This is a genomic window from Pseudoalteromonas sp. MB47 (genome assembly GCF_011319765.1).
Taxonomy (GTDB): Bacteria; Pseudomonadota; Gammaproteobacteria; order Enterobacterales; family Alteromonadaceae; genus Pseudoalteromonas; species Pseudoalteromonas simplex.
The window spans coordinates 406,055-426,519 of record NZ_VFBD01000031.1 but is presented as its reverse complement, the minus strand read 5'-3'; the positions used below and the strand labels follow the sequence as shown (position 1 = coordinate 426,519).

Here is a 20,465-nt window from a genome sequence, read left to right as displayed (position 1 = left end):
AGTAAACACAATCTCTGTCGACGAGCTGCAAAAAAGGCGCTTTAAGCGCCTTTATCATTAGTTTGGTTGAGGGTAACAATTCGTTGTGGGAAAGGTATTTCGATATCCGCCTCTTGAATTACTTTAAATACATTGCGGTTCACCGCTAATTTGGTCTCAATAATTTTGGTGGTTGGCACCCAAAAGCGATAGCTCAAGGTAACACCGCTCTCAGCAAAGCGCTCGATACCGACTTGTGCATGAGGAGAATCACTAACTAGCTCATGATCGTTTAGCACCTTTTCGATAAGCTCAATTGCAAGGTCTGCATTGGCATCATAAGCGATGTCTATTTCACCTTTAACTAACGAATAGCTAAACGAGTTATGTATAATTTCGCCAACAATATGTTTGTTAGGAATGGTGATTTCGACTTTTTCTTCGTTAATTAGAATTGTGTGACCAAGTTCAATGGTTTTAACTTGTCCACTGACACCTTTTACTTCGATGGTATCGCCAACAACAAATGGCCTTGTTGCAATGATAGCAAGGCCCGCACCGTAGTTTGAAAGCATGCCTTGCATTGCTAAACCAGCACCTAAAGATGCGGCACCAATGGCAGCGACAAATGGGGTCACGCTAATGCCAATTTTGCCAAGGGCAATAACTAAGAACATAATGATCAGCAATACTTTGATGACATTACTGACAAAGTTGGTGAGGGTAATATCGATATTGTGACGTTGCATGAGGCCAGCAACCATGTTCGATACTTTTTGCGCAATCCATAGGCCAATAAATAGAATTAAGATAGCACCTAAAATTTGCATACTGTAGGTGACCAAATATTCCATGATTAGATTGTAGTATTTTTCGACTTGTTGTATTTCTGAGTCAATCATGTGTTTTCCTAACAAGGTTACTGCGAATTCTGACTATACCAGAACATGCTGTATTACAGGATAGAGTAGCGGCACGATTATAGCACTGAGTAGCGCACTTAATGCCATCGCCACAGAGGCAAAGGCACCCGCTTTTGGCTGATCACTAATCAATGATGCTGTGCCAATGGCATGGCAAGCCGTACCAATGGCAACGCCTTTTGCTTGGGCATTGCGAATATTTATCAGCGAGAAAATCAAATTACCAAATATTGCCCCAAGTACGCCAATAAAAATCACCATGGCTGCCGCTAAAGAAGGTATGCCGCCTAGCGACTCTGTTACTAACAAGGTGATGGGGGTTGTTACAGATAAACTTGCTAAAGATGCGCTTAACTGTGCTGGGGCTGCAAAAAAATAACAAATAAGCGACGCGACAAAGGTGGCATTGATCACCCCTAAACTACAACTTATGAGAATTAGCAGCAGGTTCTTTTTGACATGGATAAATTGCTGATAAAGCGGTAAAGCCAATGCCACAATGGCAGGCTCAAGCAACCAGCTTAGAACTTTACTGTGCTCGGCAAAAGGCTCATAGGGGAGCTTCAGTGCCACTAACAACGCTGCAATTAATACAATTGCCCAGCACACAGGGTTACTAAGCGCTTTAACAGTGGCGTGCTGGGTTTTCGCGTTTAAAAATCGCAGTACTAAGAAAAGTACAATAATAAGCGGGACGCTGAGCCACCATAAACTAACTGTCATTTTCACGGCCCTTAAAATAGGCGATAACAGCGCCTATGATTAAAACACTACTCAGCGGCACGACTATAAAAATAGTCAGTAATAAAGGCCAGTTCTGTGAAATTAAACCCAGATGTTCAATAATACCAACCCCTGCAGGGATGAAAAACAACGGCATGTAATTAAGTAAAGGGCTGGCTGTTGGTTTTAAATGCTGTTCTTTAACGAGGCCTGTTAACAGTAGCACGAGCAGTAACACCATACCGAGTAATGGAGCAGGGAATGAGCTTTGAAGCAAAGCCGTTAAAAACTTTGCAACGGCTAAGCAGGTAAGAATAATAACGCTACTGATAAGGTATTTCATAAGTCAGGATAATTGCGAATAAAGTACAACTACATCATACCCTTGTCAGTTGTACTATGCGACTTTAGCTTACCATGATTTGGCATTATTAAACTTGATATCCTCTGCGCCTTTCGCTTTTGCAATCGCTTTTTTAGTATTTGGATTCATCAGTAAGCGAATTTGACTCCAGGTTTCTTTAGCGAGAATCTTGCGCTGCTGTGAGCGAAAGCTTTGCTGTGTGATTCGTTTAATTGCAGCAAGGGTATCTGGCGAGCGCGCCATGAGGGTTTCTAGTACAGCATCGGTTTGTTTATCAACGTCATCAGTAAGTTGTGTAACTAAGCCATATTCTTTAGCGTCTTCAGCTGAGACAGGACCTGCATGACTTGCCAACCAAAGTGCTTGGTCACGCTTCATTAAACCTGCAAGCACCACGTTAGCCCCCATATCAGGGCATAAGCCCCACCGGGCTTCCATGATCGCTAATTTAGCGTTTTTATCGACGATGCGATAATCAGCGCCGAGTGCGATTTGCATACCGCCACCAAAGCAGTGTCCGGTTACTTTTGCTATCACCGGAATACTTAAGTCTTGCCAACCTAGCACCACTTTTTGCGCTAGATTTTGGTTTCCTGGTAACCATTTGAATAAAAGCTTGATGATATTGCTTGGCTTTTTCATCACTGCAGCAACATCCAGTCCAGAGCAAAAATGCTCACCTTCTCCAGAGATAACCACCGCACGCAAGCTGCGATCACGTTTAATTTCTTTGATTACGTTTGAAAGCTCAACGAACATAGCAAAACTGAGTGCATTTTGTTTCTCGGGACGAGCAAGGCTAACCCATGCGACTTGTTGTTTTATTTCTAGTTTTATCATGGTGACTCCTCTGACCTGTTTGTTAGAGCTTACGAGTTAATTACATCTAAGTAAAGAATTGCTGATGTGTCGCAAGTAATCATTATATTTTCCAAAAATGGGTAACCTTGTCATATATTTAGTTACAAATTGGTGTATATTTTTAAAACAAAGGTGCTAGTTCGCAGCTAGCTTTGTTTTGTGATTAGTTAGATACTTTCGCAAAATCTCATGACACGACTAGACTTAGTTTTAAGTCGCGCTACTAGGAGTAAATATATGCTGATGGGCAAAACAGCTCGCATAACTAAACAATCATCTCGTTCTTTGGCTTTTGCTGCAATTTCTGTCGCATTAACAACTACATTAGTTGGCTGTTCAGATGATAAAGCACAACAACAAACTACGCCGCCACCGGCCGTATCAGTATTTAATGTCGTCACACAGGAAGTTGGTAATTACCGAGAGTTTGTCGCGCGTACTGAAGCATTCCAAGAGGTTGCGATTAGAGCCCGAGTTGAGGGTGAACTCATTGAACGCCACTTTAATGAAGGCTCATCGGTTGAGAAAGATCAGCTTTTATTACGTATTGACCCATCTGAGTATCGCTCAACTGTTGCAGAAGTTGAAGCTGATTTAAAAAGTAAAATTGCCGCAGCGGGCGCCGCTGAAAGAGATTTAAAACGTGGTAAAGATGTGGCTGCGCAAGGTTTTATTTCGCAATCAGATCTCGATAAACTCACCACGAATTTTGAACAGGCTACAGCAGCTGTAAAAGCCGCGGAAGCTGAGCTTGAAAAAGCAAAACTTAATTTAAGCTATACTGAGATACGTGCACCGTTTGCAGGGCGCATCGGTAAAGTGAACTATGATGTGGGTAATATTGTTGGGCCATCATCCAATGAGCTTGCAGAGCTGACCGATGTTGACCCAATTTATGTAAGTTTTCAGGTTGAAGAAGCTGACTACATCTCTTATCGCCAAAATAATCAAGCACCTTCAGATAAAGACCCTCGTGATGTGCCTATCGACTTAACTTTGCGTTTACCAAACAACTCAACTTTTGCTGATAAAGGCGAACTTGATTTTGCAGATACCAAAATTAACCGCAATACAGGCACGGTTGAACTAAGAGCCGCTTTTGATAACCCTGATGGCATCGTTATGCCGGGTCTATTCGTCACTTTAATCGTTGAAAGTACGAATAAACAAGACTTGGCACTCATTCCTCAAGTTGCAGTGCAAGAAAACCAGCAAGGTAAGTTTGTGCTCGTTGTTGATGACGAAAACAAAGTGGCTATGCGGATTGTTAAGCTGGGTCGTCGTATTAATGCAATGTGGGTGGTTGAATCTGGTTTAGAGGCGGGTGAAAAAGTCATTATTGAAGGTTTACAAAAGGTACGCCAAGGCGCTGAAGTGAAAGCTGTTGAAAAAAATGTCGATGAAACAACCGGCACTATTTCTAGCAAAACTAACTCTTAGGAGTGAGATATGATCAGTAAAACCTTTATATCTCGCCCAAAATTTGCCTTGGTAATTTCGATTGTTATTACCATAGCGGGTTTAATTTCAATGGCCTTGCTGCCTGTGAATATGTACCCGCAAATAACCCCTCCGCAAGTACAAATTAGTGCCAATTACCCGGGGGCAAGTGCGCAAATTGTTGAAGAGTCGGTGATCCGGCCCATAGAAGAGCAAGTTAATGGCGTTGAAGATATGATGTATATCGAATCAACATCGTCGAATAACGGCACGGCCAACATAACTGTTTACTTTAAAGTCGGTACAGACACGGATATAGCCCAAGTTAACGTACAAAACCGTGTGGCACTTGCTGAAGCAGGGTTACCTGAAGAAGTTAAACGCCAAGGTGTATCGGTTAAGAAAAAGTCGAGTTCGATGCTTCTCGGTATCAACCTGTACTCTAATCAAGAAAATATCGACGCTATTTTCTTAAGTAACTATGCAACCAATTACTTAACCGAGCCACTTGGCCGTATTAATGGGGTTGCCTCTGCTGAAGTAATGGGGGAGCAAACCTATTCAATGCGCTTGTGGTTACGCCCAGATCGAATGGCATCTTTAGGTTTAACTGTGTCAGAAGTTCAAGCGGCACTGCAAGAGCAAAATACCATCGTAGCCGCGGGTAAGCTGGGTGCTGCACCCTCAGCACCGAGTCAGCAATTTGAGTATTCGATTCAGGCTAAAGGGCGCTTAAAAACCCCTGAAGAGTTTGGCCAAACCATTATCCGCTCGAGCAAAGATGGTAACTTTGTGCGCTTAAATGATATTGCCCGTATTGAATTAGGTGCAGCAAGCTACAGCACAACAGCAAAGTTAAACCAGCAAGACACTGCATTCATCGTTATTTATCAGCTAACAGAGGCGAATGCGACGCAAGTAGCTGCTGATGTAAAAGCCCGTATGGCAGAGCTTGCTAAACAGCTACCTGATGGTGTTGAGTACTCGATTCCTTATGACACCACAGAGTTCATCAATCGCTCGATTGATGAAGTGGTTGTCACTCTTGTCCAAGCGGTTGGTTTGGTTATTTTAGTGGTATTTTTATTCTTACAAAATTGGCGCGCTACGCTCATTCCAACGGTGGCTATTCCGGTATCCTTGGTGGGGACTTTCGCGTTTATGATGATGATGGATTACTCCATCAACTTAATCACTTTATTCGGTTTAGTGCTTGCAATAGGTATCGTGGTCGATGATGCCATTATCGTTATTGAAAACGTTGAACGAATACTTAAAGAAGAAAAGCTACCAATTAAAGAAGCGGTTACCAAAGCGATGGAGCAGGTATCGGGGCCAATCGTGGCAACGACCTTAGTATTGCTTGCGGTGTTTGTGCCAGTAGGCTTTATGCCGGGAATAACCGGGGAGCTTTATAAACAATTCTCGGTGACGATTTCATTTGCGGTACTCATTTCTTCTTTAAACGCACTGACATTAAGCCCTGCATTGTGTGCTTTATTGTTAAGCGAAAAGGCCATGAAGCCGATTAAGTGGTTAGCTCCGTTTGAAAACATTATTACCCGCTCAACCAATGGTTACAGTAAGGTTATTAACTTTATTCTCAAACGTAGCGCGAGAATGGCATTATTTGCTCTAGTAATTTTTGCTGCCGCAGGGTGGCTAGTAAAAACAGTGCCTACAGGCTTTGTACCAGCAGAAGACCAAGGCTTTCTGTTTGTTGATGTGCAATTACCTGATGCCGCAGCAAGCGGTCGTACTCAAGAAGTGATGCACAAGCTGGGCGATATTGTTAAAAATGAACCAGCGGCAACCGATTTTATTGCGGTGTCTGGTTTCTCATTACTCGGCGGTGCGGGTTCTAATAATGCGCTTGGTATCGTGGTACTCAAAGATTGGGAAGAGCGTACCAGCCCTGAGCTTGGTTTACGTGCAGTACTAACGCGCTTGATGGGGCAGTTTTGGGCAATGCCAGATGCGCAAATCATGGCCTTTAATCCGCCTTCAATACCTGGACTTGGCACAAGCGCAGGCTTTGAGTTTAGGTTACAAGACAGTGAAGGACGCGAGCCTGCTGAACTTGCACAAGTGTTAAATGGCTTAATTTATGAAGCGAACCAGCGTCCAGAGCTGTCAAATGTTTACAGTACATTTAGAGCAAATGTGCCACAGTATTTCCTTGAAATTGACCGTAATAAGGCAAAAGCTCAAGGGGTGGCGCTTAGCGATATTTTCTTAACCTTGCAGGCGCAACTTGGCTCGTTATACATAAATGACTTTAACCAATTTAGCCGTACTTACCGCGTTATCATGCAGGCGGAAAGCCGTTTTCGTCAAAACCCAGCAGACTTACAGTACTACTATGTACGTAATGATGAGGGAGCAATGGTGCCGCTCACTACATTGGCTAAGCTGGAGCCAATTTTAGGCCCTACAAGCTTAACGCACTTTAACTTATATCGTAGTGCAAGCATTAGCGGACAACCTGCAGCGGGTTATGCCAGTGGTGATGCCATTAAAGCAATGCAAGAGCTAGCTGAGCAATTACCTACAGGCTATGTGTATGAGTGGGCTGGGCAGTCTAAACAAGAGATTGAAGCGGGTAATATGGCGCCAATCTTATTTGGCTTAGCGGTGGTATTTGTGTATCTATTCTTGGTTGCGCAATACGAAAGCTGGACAATTCCGTTTTCGGTCATTGCAGCGGTACCGTTGGCGTTATTTGGTGCCATGCTTGCGCTGTATGTGATTGGTATGGAAAACAACATCTATGCGCAGGTTGGTTTAGTGCTACTGATTGGCCTATCCACCAAAACCGCTATTTTGATTGTTGAATTTGCTATGGAAGAGCGTGCGGCAGGTAAAGGTATTTTTGAAGCGGCTCTTAATGCGGCAAGATTACGCTTTAGGGCCGTATTGATGACGGCATTGTCGTTTGTACTTGGCGTATTACCGCTGGTGTTTGCAAGTGGCGCAGGGGCTGGCAGTCGAATATCGCTCGGTATTACCGTGTTATTCGGGATGTTAGCTGCAACCATTTTTGGCACCTTACTTGTTCCGCTATTTTATACGCTCGTGCAATCAATGCGCGAAAAGATAAAAGGCACAGCAAGTGCGGAGTAAAATCTGTTATTAATTACAAAAAAGTCAGGGCAACCTGGCTTTTTTTTTGGTAAAACTCAAAAGAGGTTTGTTATCATAGCCAGATTCAAAGCGATACACATGTGCAGAGGTTTAAGGAATGGCTGGTCCACGCTTATACAGTGAAGAAGAAGTAACTCATCAGGCTTATGATATCTTTTTAGAGTTAGCACCTGATAATTTAAGCGAGCAAGATATTGCTGATTTTAACGAGCACAGAGAAGAGCTTGGCTTTATTGAAGAAGGTGAGCCTGACGAGCAGTGGCAAGATTTTGTTGCACTAGAAATTGAACCTGAGCTATTTGTGCAAGTCTTAGTAGGACTTGAATTCGACAATCAAGATATCTTGTTTGCGAAAATTTTAATTAGCCGAGACAAAGATGCACCGTTTTGCCACATTCTTTGGAAAGATAGCGAATAACTCTCCAGCCGATGTTTGACTCTACTTTTAGTTGTTTTAATTCAATAAAACGAATTATTTTGCCCGCCCTGCTAGTTTGCAGTTGGCAGGCTTTTGCTGTTGATCCGTTTGAAGACTTTCATGAGTACGGGCAATTATCAGAAGAAGAAATCCATAAAATTCATAAAGGCGAGTTGCTGTACGGAGATATGGAGTTTGGTTTTATGGTAAGCCGCGGTAATACCAACTCAACTAGTTTCAAACTTAAAGGTAACCTTTACCAAGATTTCGAAAAGTGGCGTAACCAATTTAAGCTCGATACTTTATACAAACGTGACCGTAATGAAGAAACCGGTGATGAAGAAGTTTCTGCTGACCGTATTTTTGTATCAGGCCAAGGTAACTATAAGCTAAATGTGAAAAATGAGTCATTTTTCATTTACGGTGACTATGAGCGAGATAAGTTTAGTGGTCTTGAGTTTAAGAGCACCATAGCGACGGGTTACGGTAACCGCATTTACCAAGGCAGCAAGAATAAAGTCGATATCGATGTGGGCCCTGGTTTATACCGCTCGGTGGCTGATCAAGAGACTGCAACAGAAGAAGATGAAACAAAAACCGGTTATCTGCTTCGTCTAGCGCTGCAGTGGGAGCGTACGGTTTCTGCTCGCACTCGCTTTAATCAAGATGTCAGTTATGAACAATCATTGTCAGGGTTAAACTCGCGTTTAAAGTCAGAAACATCCCTGATCAGCAAAATTATGGGTGATGTATCACTCAAATTTACTTACATGTATCGCTATAACTCAAAACCAGAGGAAGATAAGCTCAAGTACGATTCTGAGCTGAGTGCAACCTTTGTTTATAGCTTTTAAGAGAATACTTCAGAATGTATCAACATAAACAGTACGCTATTTTTATTTTTGTTATCTTAGGCTGGATTGGCGCCTTCATTGCCTTAGCTTGGAACTTAATTGGTGCAGATATTCCTCTTATGGTGTTTAGCGCTATCTTAGTGCTGGTGGCCTTTTTGTTTCATGGTTTAACGATTAAGGTGAGCGATAAAACAGTAAGCTGGGCATTCGGTCCGGGTGTATTTGGAAAAACCGTGACTTTTGATGAGATTGAATCTGTTCGAGCGGTAAGTAATTCATTTCGTCATGGTATTGGTCTGCGTATCACCCATGATGGCTGGGTTTACAGTGTATCTGGATTTAGTGCTGTTGAATTGGCAATGAAAGACGGCACGTACTATCGCTTAGGAACCAATGACCAAGAAGGTTTACTGGCTGCGCTTAGAGAACATATTGCTGAACCTGTGACAGACGCTTCTGTGGATACAGAAGAAGTAGTCGAACAGATATAAGAAAAGCGCCAGTGGCGCTTTTTTTATAGTAATGGTTTAGTGGCTGTGACCACAACCACCTTCACCGTGCACATGACCATGTGCTAATTCTTCTTCAGTTGCATCGCGTACTTCAAGTACTTCAACATCAAAATGAAGGGTAATACCTGAAAGTGGGTGGTTACCATCTACAATAACGTCTTCGTCTTGAATTTCGATGATCATCACTGATTGGTCGCCAGCGTCAGTCGTAGCGCGGAACTGCATACCCACTTCAATTTCCATACCTTCAAACATTGATTTTGGTACTGCTTGCATTAGGTCATCGTGACGCTCACCATAGCCTTGCTCTGGCTCAACAGTTACGCTGAATGTGTCGCCCGCTTCTTTACCTAATAGCGCATTTTCGAGGCCTGGAATTAAGAAACCCGTGCCAACGATAAACACCAGTGGCTCGCCATCGAAAGAGTTGTCGATGGTGTTTTTGTTATTATCCAATACTGAATAATGCATTTTTACCACTTTGTTTGCTGCTACGATCATAGTCATTCCTATTTATTCATCTTCGAGAGAGTAAGGCAGAGCTTGAATAGATAACTCTACCTGAGGGAGGTGTTTAGCTCGCAAAATTTGGCCTGCTTCATTATCGTTCGGAAGCACAACAAGGCCCATTAAGGTTTGCGTTTGTTGATTAAAACTTTGGCTAATAAGCTTGCCTGCTCGGCGCCAGTTTTCGCCCAGTTGGGTTTCAAGTTCTAGCTCATCAAGCAAGCCTTCAGCTTTGCCCGAAACTATATACATAGCACGTTTATTTTTGCCTAGGTATTTCATACGGGCGACGGTTTCTTGCCCTGTGTAGCAACCTTTTCTGAAACTGATACCACCAAGCGCTTGTAAGTTAACCATTTGCGGTACATATTCGCCAATAGCGTCGCTGTTTAATGATGGTTCACCAGCTCCAATGGCTGCCTGTTGCCATAACGCGTCATCATCAAGAGCTGTGACGTTATCAGGTAAGCTAAATTCTTCGTTGACCATAAGCAATACGCGGTTATCTGCAAGCTTTAACGCTTTACCGCCAGCAAAATCGACAGCGTTGTGCTCGTCGTCAAAATTAATTGCTAAGGTTTCTAGAGTCGCTGTTAGGTCATCACCTAGTAAGCCAATTAGCGGTTTTTCAGATTGCTGAATTTCTACTTGCGAAAATACCGCATATTTTTTTAACTCGACTAGCGATTGCTCTACCTCAGGTTTTGACCCTGCAAGGTAATAGCTATCAAGGTGTGAAAACAACCTAAATACACCCCAAAGCTTGCCTTTTGCATTACAGTGGCCAGCCCAAAGGAAGTTATCATCAGTTAATTTGTTGATATCTTGCGTAATTTGTCCGTGAAGGTAAGACAACTTATCTTTGCCAGTTAGGCTGATAAGTGAATAAGATAAAGGACATGCGTAAACAGTCGACATAAAAACCTTCTTTACGATATGAATGAGCGCTAATGATAACTTAGTTAGGGTAGCAATTTAAATAGCTGTTTATTCGATTGCAATTTGGTAAACTGCAGACAAATAAGTACGAGGTTTAAAATGACTGAAATTCACAGTAAAGAACGTATTCGTTGGGCATGCCGTCGCGGTATGTTAGAACTAGATGTTTTATTTATGCCATTCGTTGAAGAAGCGTTTGACTCACTATCAAAAGAACAGCAAGCTGTTTTTCAACGCTTACTTGAGTGCGATGATCCTGATTTATTCGCATGGTTTATGGGTCATGAAGAGTGTAAAGACCCAGAGCTAAACGGCATGGTTGCGTTAATTTTAGACCGAGTTCGTGTATAGGTTTACCGTTACAAATAACACCCCCGACCACAAACCCTTTGTGGTCTTTTTTTGCTTAACAGCCATTATTTTATGTTTTGCTTATCAGCATGTTATCGCTCAGCTGTTGGCTTGTTTTGCGTGCTTTTTCTTAGCCATTCTTAGTTTTAAAAAAGTCCAACAAGCACAACCTGAAAAGGGTTTTATAATTTTAGAGCAAGCAGAGCTTAGATTTGTAAACGACAAACTGAAAGTACAAGGCCAAATAACGGCTAAAAGTTATGTGTTTGCTAATTTTGTGGTGCTGAGGTTAGCTGGGTTTTATCAATCACACTGGCTGATTATCAGCTCAGCCAGTGTTGATGAAGAAAGTTTCTCGCGTTTAAAGCGCGCGATTATTGCAGTGCAGCAACCGACTTAGGCGTTAAAATTGTCGGTGTTGGATTTTCGTTTTGCTCTGGGTAATCAATCGTGTAATGAAGACCACGACTTTCTTTACGCTCAAGGGCGCTGCGAATAATAAGCTCTGCAACCTGCACTAGGTTTCGAAGTTCTAATAAGTTATTTGTAACCCTAAAGTTTGCGTAATAGTCGTGAATTTCTTGCTGCAGTAATTCAACGCGGTGAAGCGCTCGCTCTAAGCGTTTTGTTGAGCGTACAATACCCACGTAATCCCACATAAATAACCTTAGCTCATGCCAGTTGTGAGTAATAACGATTTCTTCGTCTGAGTTTGTTACGCGACTTTCATCCCATAATGGTAAGGCTTCAAGGGCAGGGCTTGCATCGATTTTGCTCAGAATATCTTTCGCGGCTGCATGGGCAAATACAATGCACTCAAGTAGAGAGTTGCTCGCCATACGATTAGCACCGTGTAAGCCTGTGTAAGCTACTTCGCCAACCGCATATAAGTTATCTAAATCTGTGCGGCCATTAAAGTCGGTCATAACACCGCCGCAGGTATAGTGTGCAGCAGGCACCACAGGAATGGCTTCTTTGGTAATGTCGAGGCCAACACTTAAGCATTTTGCGTAGATAGTTGGGAAGTGCTCAATGATAAAATCTTTATCTTTGTGGCTAATATCAAGGTACACACAGTTCGCACCAAGGCGTTTCATTTCAAAATCGATGGCACGAGCAACAATATCGCGAGGGGCAAGTTCTTCGCGCTCATCAAAGTCTTTCATAAAGCGAGTGCCATCAGGGCGTTTTAAATACGCACCTTCACCGCGCATAGCTTCTGTGATCAAAAAGTTTTGCAGCTCCGGGTGATACAAACTTGTTGGGTGGAATTGGTTAAATTCCATATTGGCTACACGGCACCCCGCACGCCATGCCATTGCGATGCCATCACCACTTGATACATCTGGGTTAGAAGTATATAAGTACACTTTACTTGCGCCGCCTGTTGCCAGTGATACGAACTTGGCAGCGATAGTTTCAACTTTTTTATCAACACAGTTCCAAACATACAAGCCGTGAACATGCTTGCCTTTTTTGGCTAAGCTTTTATCTGTGATTAAATCAATGGCATTGTAATTTTCTAACAAGGTGATGTTAGGGTGGGCTTGTACTTGGCTAATTAAGGTTGTTTGCACTGCTCGGCCAGTGGCATCGGCGGCATGTAAAATACGGCGATGACTGTGACCACCTTCGCGAGTTAAATGAAAACGTTCTTTACCTTTTGAATCGAACTCCATATCAAAAGGTACGCCTTGCTCAATTAGCCACTTTAAACATTTTTTAGCATTGCTTGCTGTGTAGTGAACCGCATCACGGTCACATAATCCGCCGCCTGCATCGAGAGTATCTTCAACATGAGATTCAATGCTGTCATTCTTTTTATCAAATACTGCTGCAATACCACCTTGAGCATATAAGGTAGAACCCTCAGTTAATGCGCCTTTACTAAGTACTGTCACCTTACAGTGATTAGCAAGCGATAAGGCAAGAGATAGGCCAGCGGCGCCGCTGCCAATGATAGCGACATCAGTAATGTGATGTTTATTTTGGTTCATGTCTGTGGTCTTTGCGGTTACAATGCTCGGCTAGTAGTGCCAAAAGTTTGAGCAAATAAATTTTTATGTGGTATACGTATATGTACCATATTTGCTTTAACACTATTAGTCATTTTAAAACGTTATACCAATCTTATTAGTTTTATCGTCACATAAACAGTTTATTGTTAGCTGTTTTAAATTGTGAGTTTAATTTAGATAACCGTTGATTCTTAAGCAATTATTGAGGTTGTCGTGTAATAAGATTGGTATGACTCAATTTATTTGCGTGCTATTTTATAAAAAAATCATTTTAAACTGAACTTTTATATTCATGGTGCAGTCAGAGTTTGTGTAAACAATGGCGAGTATATGAATAGCAAGCAAGAATCAAACAGAGGAGTACCGGCTCGAATGAGCGAGCAGGATTTGGATTTAGCGCTAGTTAAAAGGGTCCAGCAAGGAGATAAAAACGCCTTCAACCTATTAGTTAGAAAATATCAGAATAAAATTGCAGGTTTGATTTCACGTTATGTATCGAACCAAGGTGATGTTGCTGATGTCGCACAGGAAGCTTTTATTAAAGCCTACCGTGCTTTACCTAACTTTAGAGGTGATAGCGCCTTTTATACTTGGTTGTACCGTATCGCCGTAAATTGTGCTAAAAATTACTTAGTTGCGCAGGGTCGCAAACCCCCAGCTAACGATGTTGATGCCGAAGAAGCAGAATTTTATGACAGTGCAGATGCAATGCGTTCAAACGCATCGCCAGAAAACCTGTTATTAAGTGACGAAGTACGTGCTGTAATTTTTAATACGATTGATAGTTTGCCTGAAGATCTAAAAACCGCGATTACCCTTCGTGAAATTGAAGGTATGAGCTATGAAGAAATAGCCGTGGTTATGGATTGCCCTGTGGGAACGGTGCGTTCACGTATTTTCCGTGCCCGTGAGGCGATTGATAATAAATTGAATCCATTAATAGGTGAGTCTTAGTATGACAAAAGCAGACGTTAACAAGTTGGATAATGAGCAGTTGTCCGCGTTACTTGACGGCGAGCAGCAGTTAACTGATCAAGCGATCACAAACGACGATGTGTCTACATTTGGTCGTTACGCAATGATTGGTGATGTAATGCGTGCTGAGGCAAATAACAACGCTTTTAATTTTGACATTGCAGATGCAGTGGCTGAATCACTAGAGCAAGAACCTGTTTACGCAGATTTCGCGAATAAAACAACGGCACCAAAAAGCGAAGAAATCGTGGCGGCAACAGGCACTGATAACGTAGTAGCATTTAATTGGCGTCGTCCATTTGCCCAAGTGGCCATTGCTGCTAGTGTTGCCATGTTTGCTATTGTGGGCGTACAAACTTTGCCACAAAACAGTGAAGTGCCACAAAATGACATCCCAACATTACAAACTGTACCATTAACCGGTATGGCCTCTCCTGTTAGTTACTCATCTGAGCAACCTGCATTAGAAAATGCAGAGCAAGGTTTACGTGAGTTACAACAACAGCGTATTGGTGCATTAGTGCTTGAGCACCAACGTCAAGCACGTGTTGCATATTCGCTAGAAAAATCGCAAACTGCAGAAAATGCAGACGAGGAAAAAAACTAATTAAATGAAAGTTTTTACTTTTATTTTGTCGCTGGTATTAACGGCTCCAGCCATTGCCAGCGACGAAAATCCCGCCAAGACTTTATTAAATGATATGGCTATGGCCGTTCATACTCGCAACTTTGACGCATCATTTGTGGTTGTAAAAGGCCAAGCCATGGAACCCTATCGCTGGTTACATGCAAAACAAGGCGATATTGAGCTTGAGCATTTAAGTTTACTCAACGGCGCTGGCCTAGAAATGGTGCGCGTTGACGATCAAGTGACCTATTTTGAGCCTCATTCTGAGCCTTATTCAGTGAAAACAGACTCTATAGCCGGGCCAATTCCTGAAGTACTTTTTAAAGATATTAATCGACTAAGCGCTCACTATGATTTTGTGCTTGGCGGAAAAGGCCGTATTGCAGGGCGCTCAGCACAGTTAGTGCGTATCGAATCAAAAGATGAATACAAATATAACTATTGGATTTGGCTAGATACTGAATCATCGTTGTTACTTAAATCTGCCTATGTGAATCACAAAGGTGAAATGCTTGAGCAGTTACAGTTAACTCATATCAGCGTAACAGAGCAGCCAGCACCTATGTTAGTTGAAATGCAAAATCGTGACTTTCCAGCAGTCCTTGCGACTAATGATTTAGCCAGCGACGGTGACGGCGCAGCGAATGATTGGAAAATTGGTTGGCTCCCTGATGGCTTTAAGTTATTAAAGTCAGATCGCCATAAACTTGATTTAAATAATGAACTTGCTGACTATTATTTATATTCAGATGGGTTTGTTGAAGTGTCTGTTTTTATTCAAAGACCGTTACCTGGAAAGCGTGCAAGCGGCGCTTTAACCTCAGGTGCAACGACTGTGTATGTGCACAATGGTGGTAGCTTTGATGTATCGGTTGTTGGTAATATCCCAGCTATGACAGCCAAAGCTATAGCTGAGTCGGTAGCGCGACCTCTTTAAATCATGATTGAACAAACACTCACTGTCGTGTCAGTTAAAGGCACGACAGCGAATTTAGAAGCAGAGCAAAAGCAAGCTTGTGCCGGCTGTAATGGTCGTTGTGGTTCGCAAGTTTTTGCAAAGCTGTTTGGAACAGCTAAAAAAACCTTTCCTTATACCTTCGAAAAAGAGCTCCAAGTAGGGCAAAAAGTAACTTTAGCACTCGATGATAGCCACTTAGTTAAACACGCTATGGCTGTTTACATGCTACCCCTTTTGTTTAGTTTAGGGTTTGCTTTAATCGCATTTTCGGCTTTTTCGCTTGCCGAAGGCTGGCAAATTTTAGCCGCCGTGATTGGTGGTTTGACGGGCTATGCGATAGCAAAATCAAGGGTTAAGAGCCTGAAGCATGATATTAAAGTAATAAAAATTCACCCAATTACTATTCCTTTCACTCAAATAGATGGTGATTAAAGCCAATTAAATGTAAAATTGTCGCTTTATACACTTAGTCCATTTTATATAGAAGTTTAGAATCCAGTTTATGAAGCATATCCGTAATTTTTCGATCATCGCCCATATTGACCATGGTAAATCGACTCTCTCTGACCGTCTTATCCAAGTTTGTGGTGGTTTAACAGACCGTGAAATGCAGCAGCAGGTGTTAGACTCAATGGACATAGAGCGTGAGCGTGGTATTACCATCAAAGCGCAAAGTGTAACGCTAAATTATAAAGCTAAAGACGGCGAAACATACCAGTTAAACTTTATCGACACGCCAGGACACGTTGACTTCACATACGAAGTATCACGTTCACTTGCAGCCTGTGAAGGTGCACTTTTAGTTGTTGATGCGGGTCAAGGTGTAGAAGCGCAAACTTTAGCTAACTGCTACACAGCAATCGAAATGGACTTAGAAGTTATTCCAGTTCTAAATAAAATCGACTTACCACAAGCCGATCCACTTCGTGTAGCAGAAGAAATTGAAGACATCATTGGTATCGATGCCCTAGATGCAGTGCAATGTAGTGCTAAAACGGGTATTGGTATTGAAGAAGTACTCGAAATTATTGTTAAAGATATTCCGCCGCCAGAAGGTGACAAAGACAAGCCACTACAAGCGCTTATTATTGATTCATGGTTTGACCCATACCAAGGCGTTGTATCACTAGTACGTATCAAACATGGTGAATTACGCTCGGGCGATAAAATTAAGATCATGTCGAATGATCAAGTTCATATCGCAGATAAAGTGGGTATTTTCACACCAAAACAAACTAACACGGGTATCTTAAAAACCGGTGAGGTAGGCTTTGTTATTGCGGGTATTAAAGAAATCCATGGTGCACCTGTAGGTGATACCATCACTTTACAACGTAATTCTGCGCCTGAGCGTTTACCGGGCTTCCAACGCATTAAACCGCAGGTTTATGCAGGTATGTTCCCAATTTCATCAGATGACTATGAGTCATTCCGTGATGCGCTTGATAAATTAAGCTTGAACGATGCGTCGTTATTCTTCGAGCCAGAAAACTCAACAGCACTAGGCTTTGGTTTCCGTTGTGGCTTCTTAGGTATGCTACACATGGAAATCATTCAAGAGCGTCTTGAGCGTGAATACGACATTGATCTTATTACCACTGCGCCAACAGTAATCTACGAAGTAGAGACTAAAGACGGAACTAAACAGATAGATAACCCGTCTGACTTACCGCCAGTGAATAATATTCTTGAAATCCGTGAGCCAATTGTTGAAGCTAACATATTAGTTCCGCAAGAGTTTTTAGGTAACGTAATTACGCTTTGTGTTGAAAAGCGTGGTATGCAAACTAAAATGAGCTACCATGGTAAGCAAGTTGCGGTGACGTACGAATTACCGATGGCTGAAGTAGTCATGGACTTTTTTGATAAGTTAAAATCAACAAGCCGTGGTTTTGCATCGCTTGATTATAACTTCAAGCATTTCCAAGCTTCAGACATGGTACGTGTTGACGTATTAATTAATGGTGAGCGTGTTGATGCGTTAGCGATTATTGTTCACCGTGATATTGCACAATCACGTGGTCGTCAGTTAGCTGAAGCACTGAAAGACTTAATTCCACGTCAGCAGTTTGATATTGCGATTCAAGCAGCGATTGGTCAGCATGTTATTGCCCGTACAACAGTTAAGCAATTACGTAAAAACGTAATCGCAAAATGTTACGGTGGTGACGTGAGCCGTAAGAAGAAACTGCTACAAAAACAAAAAGAAGGTAAAAAGCGAATGAAGCAACTAGGTAACGTTGAAGTACCTCAAGATGCATTCTTAGCTATCCTTAAAGTTGGTAAATAATTAGAAGTAAATAAAGGAATTAATGCATGGCGGGTTACTTTTCTATTTTCTTAGTGTTGTTAACGCTAGGCTCAGGATTAATTTGGTTAATTGACCACTTTATGTATGCGCCAAAGCGTCAGCAACGCATTGCCCTTGCTCAAAATGCAGCAGGTGGTGAACTAGACGAAGAAACCGCCGCATTAATTGCGCCTGAGCCAAGTATCACTGAAACGGCTAAGTCAATTTTTCCGATGATTGCAGCGATCACGATTTTTCGCTCTTTCATTTTTGAACCGTTTCAAATTCCATCTGGCTCAATGATGCCAACCCTATTAGTGGGTGACTTCATTTTGGTACAGAAGTACTCATATGGCATCAAAGACCCAATTTGGCGTAGCCAGTTAGTTGATGTTGATGAACCTGAACGTGGTGATATTGTGGTATTTAAATACCCATTAGACGAGCGTGTAGATTACATTAAACGTACGATTGGTTTACCGGGCGATAAAATTGTTTATCGCAATAAGCACCTTTATATTCAGCCAAAATGTGCCGAAGGTGAAACGCAGCAAGGTGATTTGCTGTGTAATGAATACAACAAAATTGATATGGAAATCCTCAATAGTGACGAGTTCAAGCAGGGTTCGATGAATTTAGTGCGCTTAGAAGAAAACCTAAGCACATTGAATCATAATATTTTAATTAACCCGCAAGCTCCTGAAATGAAAGGCCGTTATTATCAACAACCAGGTACACGCTCTGATGAGTGGGTTGTTCCTGCCGATCATTATTTCATGATGGGTGATAACCGTGATAATAGCCAAGACAGTCGCTTTTGGGGCTTTGTACCTAAAGAAAACTTGGTAGGTAAAGCCGTCTTTATATGGATGAGTTTTGAATTTGAGAATGGCCCAGATGACTTTTTACCAGGCTGGGTTCCAACTGGTGTTCGTTTTGAACGCCTAGGTAATATTCAGTAACGATGAAAAAAAACGTAACAGAGTTATACAACAAAATAGGTTATACATTTACTGATCAAGCTTTGCTTGAGCAGGCAATGACGCACCGCAGTCATAAAGGCCAACATAACGAGCGCTTAGAGTTTTTGGGCGATTCGATTTTGAGCTTTGTGATTGCGAATGCGCTTTACACTAAATTTCCAAAAGCACGCGAAGGTGATTTAAGCCGCATGCGTTCGACCCTAGTTCGTGGTCAAACGTTGGCTGAATTTGGCCTAGAGTTTGGCTTAGGCGATTACTTACGCTTAGGTCCAGGCGAGCTTAAAAGCGGTGGTTTTCGCCGTGAATCAACCCTTGCTGATGCCGTTGAGGCGATTATTGGTGCGGTGTTCTTAGACTCAAACATTGAACAATGTGGTGAGTTAATTTTAAGCTGGTACGAGTCGCGTCTTGATGCAATTTCGCCGGGCTTAAATCAAAAAGATCCGAAAACATTACTTCAAGAATACTTACAAGCGCGCAAATTATCGTTACCTGGCTACACTGTAATTGATACAAAAGGCCAAGCGCACAATCAAACATTCACGGTTGAATGTATTGTTGAAGGGATGGATAGCATTATCTCAGTAGGTAGCTCACGTCGTAAAGCTGAGCAAAAAGCCGCTGAAAAAGCCTTAAAGATACTTAAAAATGAATCTTGATGATTTAATTAGCAAAGAACCTGCAGAGCTAGACACGCACTGCGGTATGGTTGCCATTGTTGGCCGCCCAAATGTAGGTAAATCAACCTTACTTAACTATATTGTTGAGCAAAAGGTGTCTATTACCTCGCGTAAGCCACAAACCACACGTCACCGTATTATGGGTATTCATACCGAAGGTAAATACCAAGCTGTTTATGTGGATACACCAGGCTTACACGTAGAAGAAAAACGCGCTATTAACCGTTTAATGAACCGTGCTGCATCAAGCTCAATTGGCGATGTCGAACTGATCATCTTTGTGGTTGAAGGCACACACTGGAACGAAGACGATGAGATGGTACTAAATAAAGTACGTCAGAGCGGTCGCCCAGTGTTATTAGTTATGAATAAAATTGACCAAGTTAAAGACCGTGATTTAGTGCTTCCGCACATGCAGTTTTTAGGTGGTAAATTTGATTTTGTGGCTATTATGCCGGTCTCTGCGAAGCAGGGTAAAAATATTGATTTAATCAAAGATGAAGTGAAAAAGCGTTTACCGCTTTGTGAGTTTTACTTCCCTGAAGACTACGTAACAGACCGTTCAATGCGCTTTATGGCAGCTGAAGTGATCCGTGAAAAGCTGATGCGCTTTATGGGTGATGAGTTACCATATTCAGTCACTGTAGAGATTGAACAGTTTAAATGGCAAGAAAACGGTGTTTGGCAAATTAATGGTTTGATCCTCGTTGAGCGTGAAACGCAAAAGCGTATGGTGATCGGCAATAAAGGCGAAAAGCTGAAAGTTATTGGCCGTGAAGCTCGTAAAGACCTTGAAGATATGCTTGATAACAAAGTGTTTTTAGAACTTTGGGTAAAAGTGAAGTCTGGCTGGGCCGACGATGAGCGTGCGCTACGTAGCCTTGGCTATGGTGAAGACTAAGTAAAGTCTTACACGCC

22 protein-coding genes are annotated in these 20,465 nt (G+C 42.2%); 15 read left to right on the top strand and 7 right to left on the bottom strand.

The features are described from left to right. Positions 1 to 41: 41 nt before the first annotated feature. From IMPJCBKJ_RS20180 to IMPJCBKJ_RS20165, 4 genes are all read right to left on the bottom strand, one after another. Positions 42 to 881, bottom strand: coding sequence for a mechanosensitive ion channel family protein (locus IMPJCBKJ_RS20180; protein ID WP_054554320.1), 840 nt, complete (start codon positions 879 to 881; stop codon positions 42 to 44). 33 nt (positions 882 to 914) lie between these two features. Further along, complete coding sequence (locus IMPJCBKJ_RS20175; RefSeq protein WP_166341800.1) at positions 915 to 1,625, bottom strand: LrgB family protein; 711 nt, start codon at positions 1,623 to 1,625, stop codon at positions 915 to 917. Next, positions 1,615 to 1,968: a CidA/LrgA family protein gene (locus IMPJCBKJ_RS20170; RefSeq protein ID WP_166341798.1), complete on the bottom strand. Its 354-nt coding sequence runs from the start codon at positions 1,966 to 1,968 to the stop codon at positions 1,615 to 1,617. The genes IMPJCBKJ_RS20175 and IMPJCBKJ_RS20170 overlap by 11 nt, the downstream gene beginning before the upstream one ends. A 69-nt stretch (positions 1,969 to 2,037) precedes the next feature. Beyond that, the gene (locus IMPJCBKJ_RS20165; protein ID WP_054554323.1) at positions 2,038 to 2,829 is read right to left on the bottom strand and encodes a crotonase/enoyl-CoA hydratase family protein; all 792 of its coding nucleotides are present in this window, start codon (positions 2,827 to 2,829) and stop codon (positions 2,038 to 2,040) included. A 258-nt stretch (positions 2,830 to 3,087) separates the two neighbouring features. Between IMPJCBKJ_RS20165 and IMPJCBKJ_RS20160 the strand changes: the two genes are divergently transcribed. From IMPJCBKJ_RS20160 to IMPJCBKJ_RS20140, 5 genes are all read left to right on the top strand, one after another. Continuing rightward, positions 3,088 to 4,290 carry an efflux RND transporter periplasmic adaptor subunit gene (locus tag IMPJCBKJ_RS20160; RefSeq protein WP_240921065.1) on the top strand — a complete coding sequence of 401 codons (1,203 nt, stop codon included), beginning with the start codon at positions 3,088 to 3,090 and terminating at the stop codon, positions 4,288 to 4,290. A 9-nt stretch (positions 4,291 to 4,299) separates the two neighbouring features. Continuing rightward, a complete protein-coding gene (locus IMPJCBKJ_RS20155) occupies positions 4,300 to 7,413 on the top strand; it encodes a multidrug efflux RND transporter permease subunit (RefSeq protein WP_166341796.1) in 3,114 nt (1,037 codons plus the stop codon). 118 nt (positions 7,414 to 7,531) lie between these two features. Next, positions 7,532 to 7,852 (top strand): HI1450 family dsDNA-mimic protein, encoded by a 321-nt coding sequence (locus IMPJCBKJ_RS20150; RefSeq protein ID WP_054554325.1) that lies wholly within the window; start codon positions 7,532 to 7,534, stop codon positions 7,850 to 7,852. 44 nt (positions 7,853 to 7,896) lie between these two features. Beyond that, positions 7,897 to 8,706, top strand: a complete 810-nt coding sequence (locus tag IMPJCBKJ_RS20145; RefSeq protein ID WP_054554383.1) for a DUF481 domain-containing protein — start codon at positions 7,897 to 7,899, stop codon at positions 8,704 to 8,706. A gap of 14 nt (positions 8,707 to 8,720) precedes the next feature. Further along, complete coding sequence (locus IMPJCBKJ_RS20140; RefSeq protein ID WP_166341794.1) at positions 8,721 to 9,197, top strand: hypothetical protein; 477 nt, start codon at positions 8,721 to 8,723, stop codon at positions 9,195 to 9,197. A 36-nt stretch (positions 9,198 to 9,233) separates the two neighbouring features. Here the strand turns inward: IMPJCBKJ_RS20140 and IMPJCBKJ_RS20135 are convergent, their stop codons facing one another. After that, positions 9,234 to 9,719, bottom strand: coding sequence for a peptidylprolyl isomerase (locus tag IMPJCBKJ_RS20135; RefSeq protein WP_054554327.1), 486 nt, complete (start codon positions 9,717 to 9,719; stop codon positions 9,234 to 9,236). Positions 9,720 to 9,731: 12 nt separating this feature from the next. Further along, positions 9,732 to 10,643, bottom strand: a complete 912-nt coding sequence (gene ygfZ / locus IMPJCBKJ_RS20130; RefSeq protein WP_166341792.1) for a tRNA-modifying protein YgfZ — start codon at positions 10,641 to 10,643, stop codon at positions 9,732 to 9,734. A gap of 120 nt (positions 10,644 to 10,763) precedes the next feature. Between ygfZ and IMPJCBKJ_RS20125 the strand changes: the two genes are divergently transcribed. Both IMPJCBKJ_RS20125 and IMPJCBKJ_RS20120 read left to right on the top strand, forming a co-directional pair. Beyond that, a complete protein-coding gene (locus IMPJCBKJ_RS20125; RefSeq protein WP_054562257.1) occupies positions 10,764 to 11,015 on the top strand; it encodes a succinate dehydrogenase assembly factor 2 in 252 nt (83 codons plus the stop codon). Then, positions 11,008 to 11,415 carry a protein YgfX gene (locus IMPJCBKJ_RS20120; protein WP_138600272.1) on the top strand — a complete coding sequence of 136 codons (408 nt, stop codon included), beginning with the start codon at positions 11,008 to 11,010 and terminating at the stop codon, positions 11,413 to 11,415. Before IMPJCBKJ_RS20125 ends, IMPJCBKJ_RS20120 begins: the two co-directional genes overlap by 8 nt. Here the strand turns inward: IMPJCBKJ_RS20120 and nadB are convergent. Continuing rightward, on the bottom strand, positions 11,390 to 13,012 hold the full coding sequence (gene nadB / locus IMPJCBKJ_RS20115) for an L-aspartate oxidase (RefSeq protein ID WP_054554331.1): 1,623 nt from the start codon (positions 13,010 to 13,012) through the stop codon (positions 11,390 to 11,392). The two genes, IMPJCBKJ_RS20120 and nadB, sit on opposite strands and share 26 nt — an antisense overlap. Before the next feature lie 393 nt (positions 13,013 to 13,405). Between nadB and rpoE the strand changes: the two genes are divergently transcribed. The 8 genes from rpoE to era all read left to right on the top strand — a co-directional run bounded on the left by rpoE (position 13,406) and on the right by era (position 20,448). Next, entirely contained in the window at positions 13,406 to 13,987 is a 582-nt protein-coding gene (gene rpoE, locus IMPJCBKJ_RS20110; RefSeq protein ID WP_036969086.1) for an RNA polymerase sigma factor RpoE, read from the top strand. A gap of 1 nt (position 13,988) precedes the next feature. After that, positions 13,989 to 14,615, top strand: coding sequence for an RseA family anti-sigma factor (locus IMPJCBKJ_RS20105; RefSeq protein WP_138600274.1), 627 nt, complete (start codon positions 13,989 to 13,991; stop codon positions 14,613 to 14,615). A 4-nt stretch (positions 14,616 to 14,619) separates the two neighbouring features. After that, entirely contained in the window at positions 14,620 to 15,573 is a 954-nt protein-coding gene (locus IMPJCBKJ_RS20100) for a MucB/RseB C-terminal domain-containing protein (RefSeq protein WP_054554333.1), read from the top strand. A 3-nt stretch (positions 15,574 to 15,576) separates the two neighbouring features. Next, complete coding sequence (locus IMPJCBKJ_RS20095) at positions 15,577 to 16,026, top strand: SoxR reducing system RseC family protein (RefSeq protein ID WP_054554334.1); 450 nt, start codon at positions 15,577 to 15,579, stop codon at positions 16,024 to 16,026. 70 nt (positions 16,027 to 16,096) lie between these two features. Next, positions 16,097 to 17,884, top strand: coding sequence for a translation elongation factor 4 (gene lepA, locus IMPJCBKJ_RS20090; protein WP_054554335.1), 1,788 nt, complete (start codon positions 16,097 to 16,099; stop codon positions 17,882 to 17,884). A gap of 26 nt (positions 17,885 to 17,910) precedes the next feature. Continuing rightward, positions 17,911 to 18,846, top strand: a complete 936-nt coding sequence (gene lepB / locus IMPJCBKJ_RS20085; RefSeq protein WP_054554336.1) for a signal peptidase I — start codon at positions 17,911 to 17,913, stop codon at positions 18,844 to 18,846. 2 nt (positions 18,847 to 18,848) lie between these two features. Next, positions 18,849 to 19,526, top strand: coding sequence for a ribonuclease III (rnc, locus tag IMPJCBKJ_RS20080; RefSeq protein WP_054554337.1), 678 nt, complete (start codon positions 18,849 to 18,851; stop codon positions 19,524 to 19,526). Further along, positions 19,516 to 20,448, top strand: a complete 933-nt coding sequence (gene era, locus IMPJCBKJ_RS20075; protein WP_054554338.1) for a GTPase Era — start codon at positions 19,516 to 19,518, stop codon at positions 20,446 to 20,448. The genes rnc and era overlap by 11 nt, the downstream gene beginning before the upstream one ends. Positions 20,449 to 20,465: the final 17 nt, after the last annotated feature.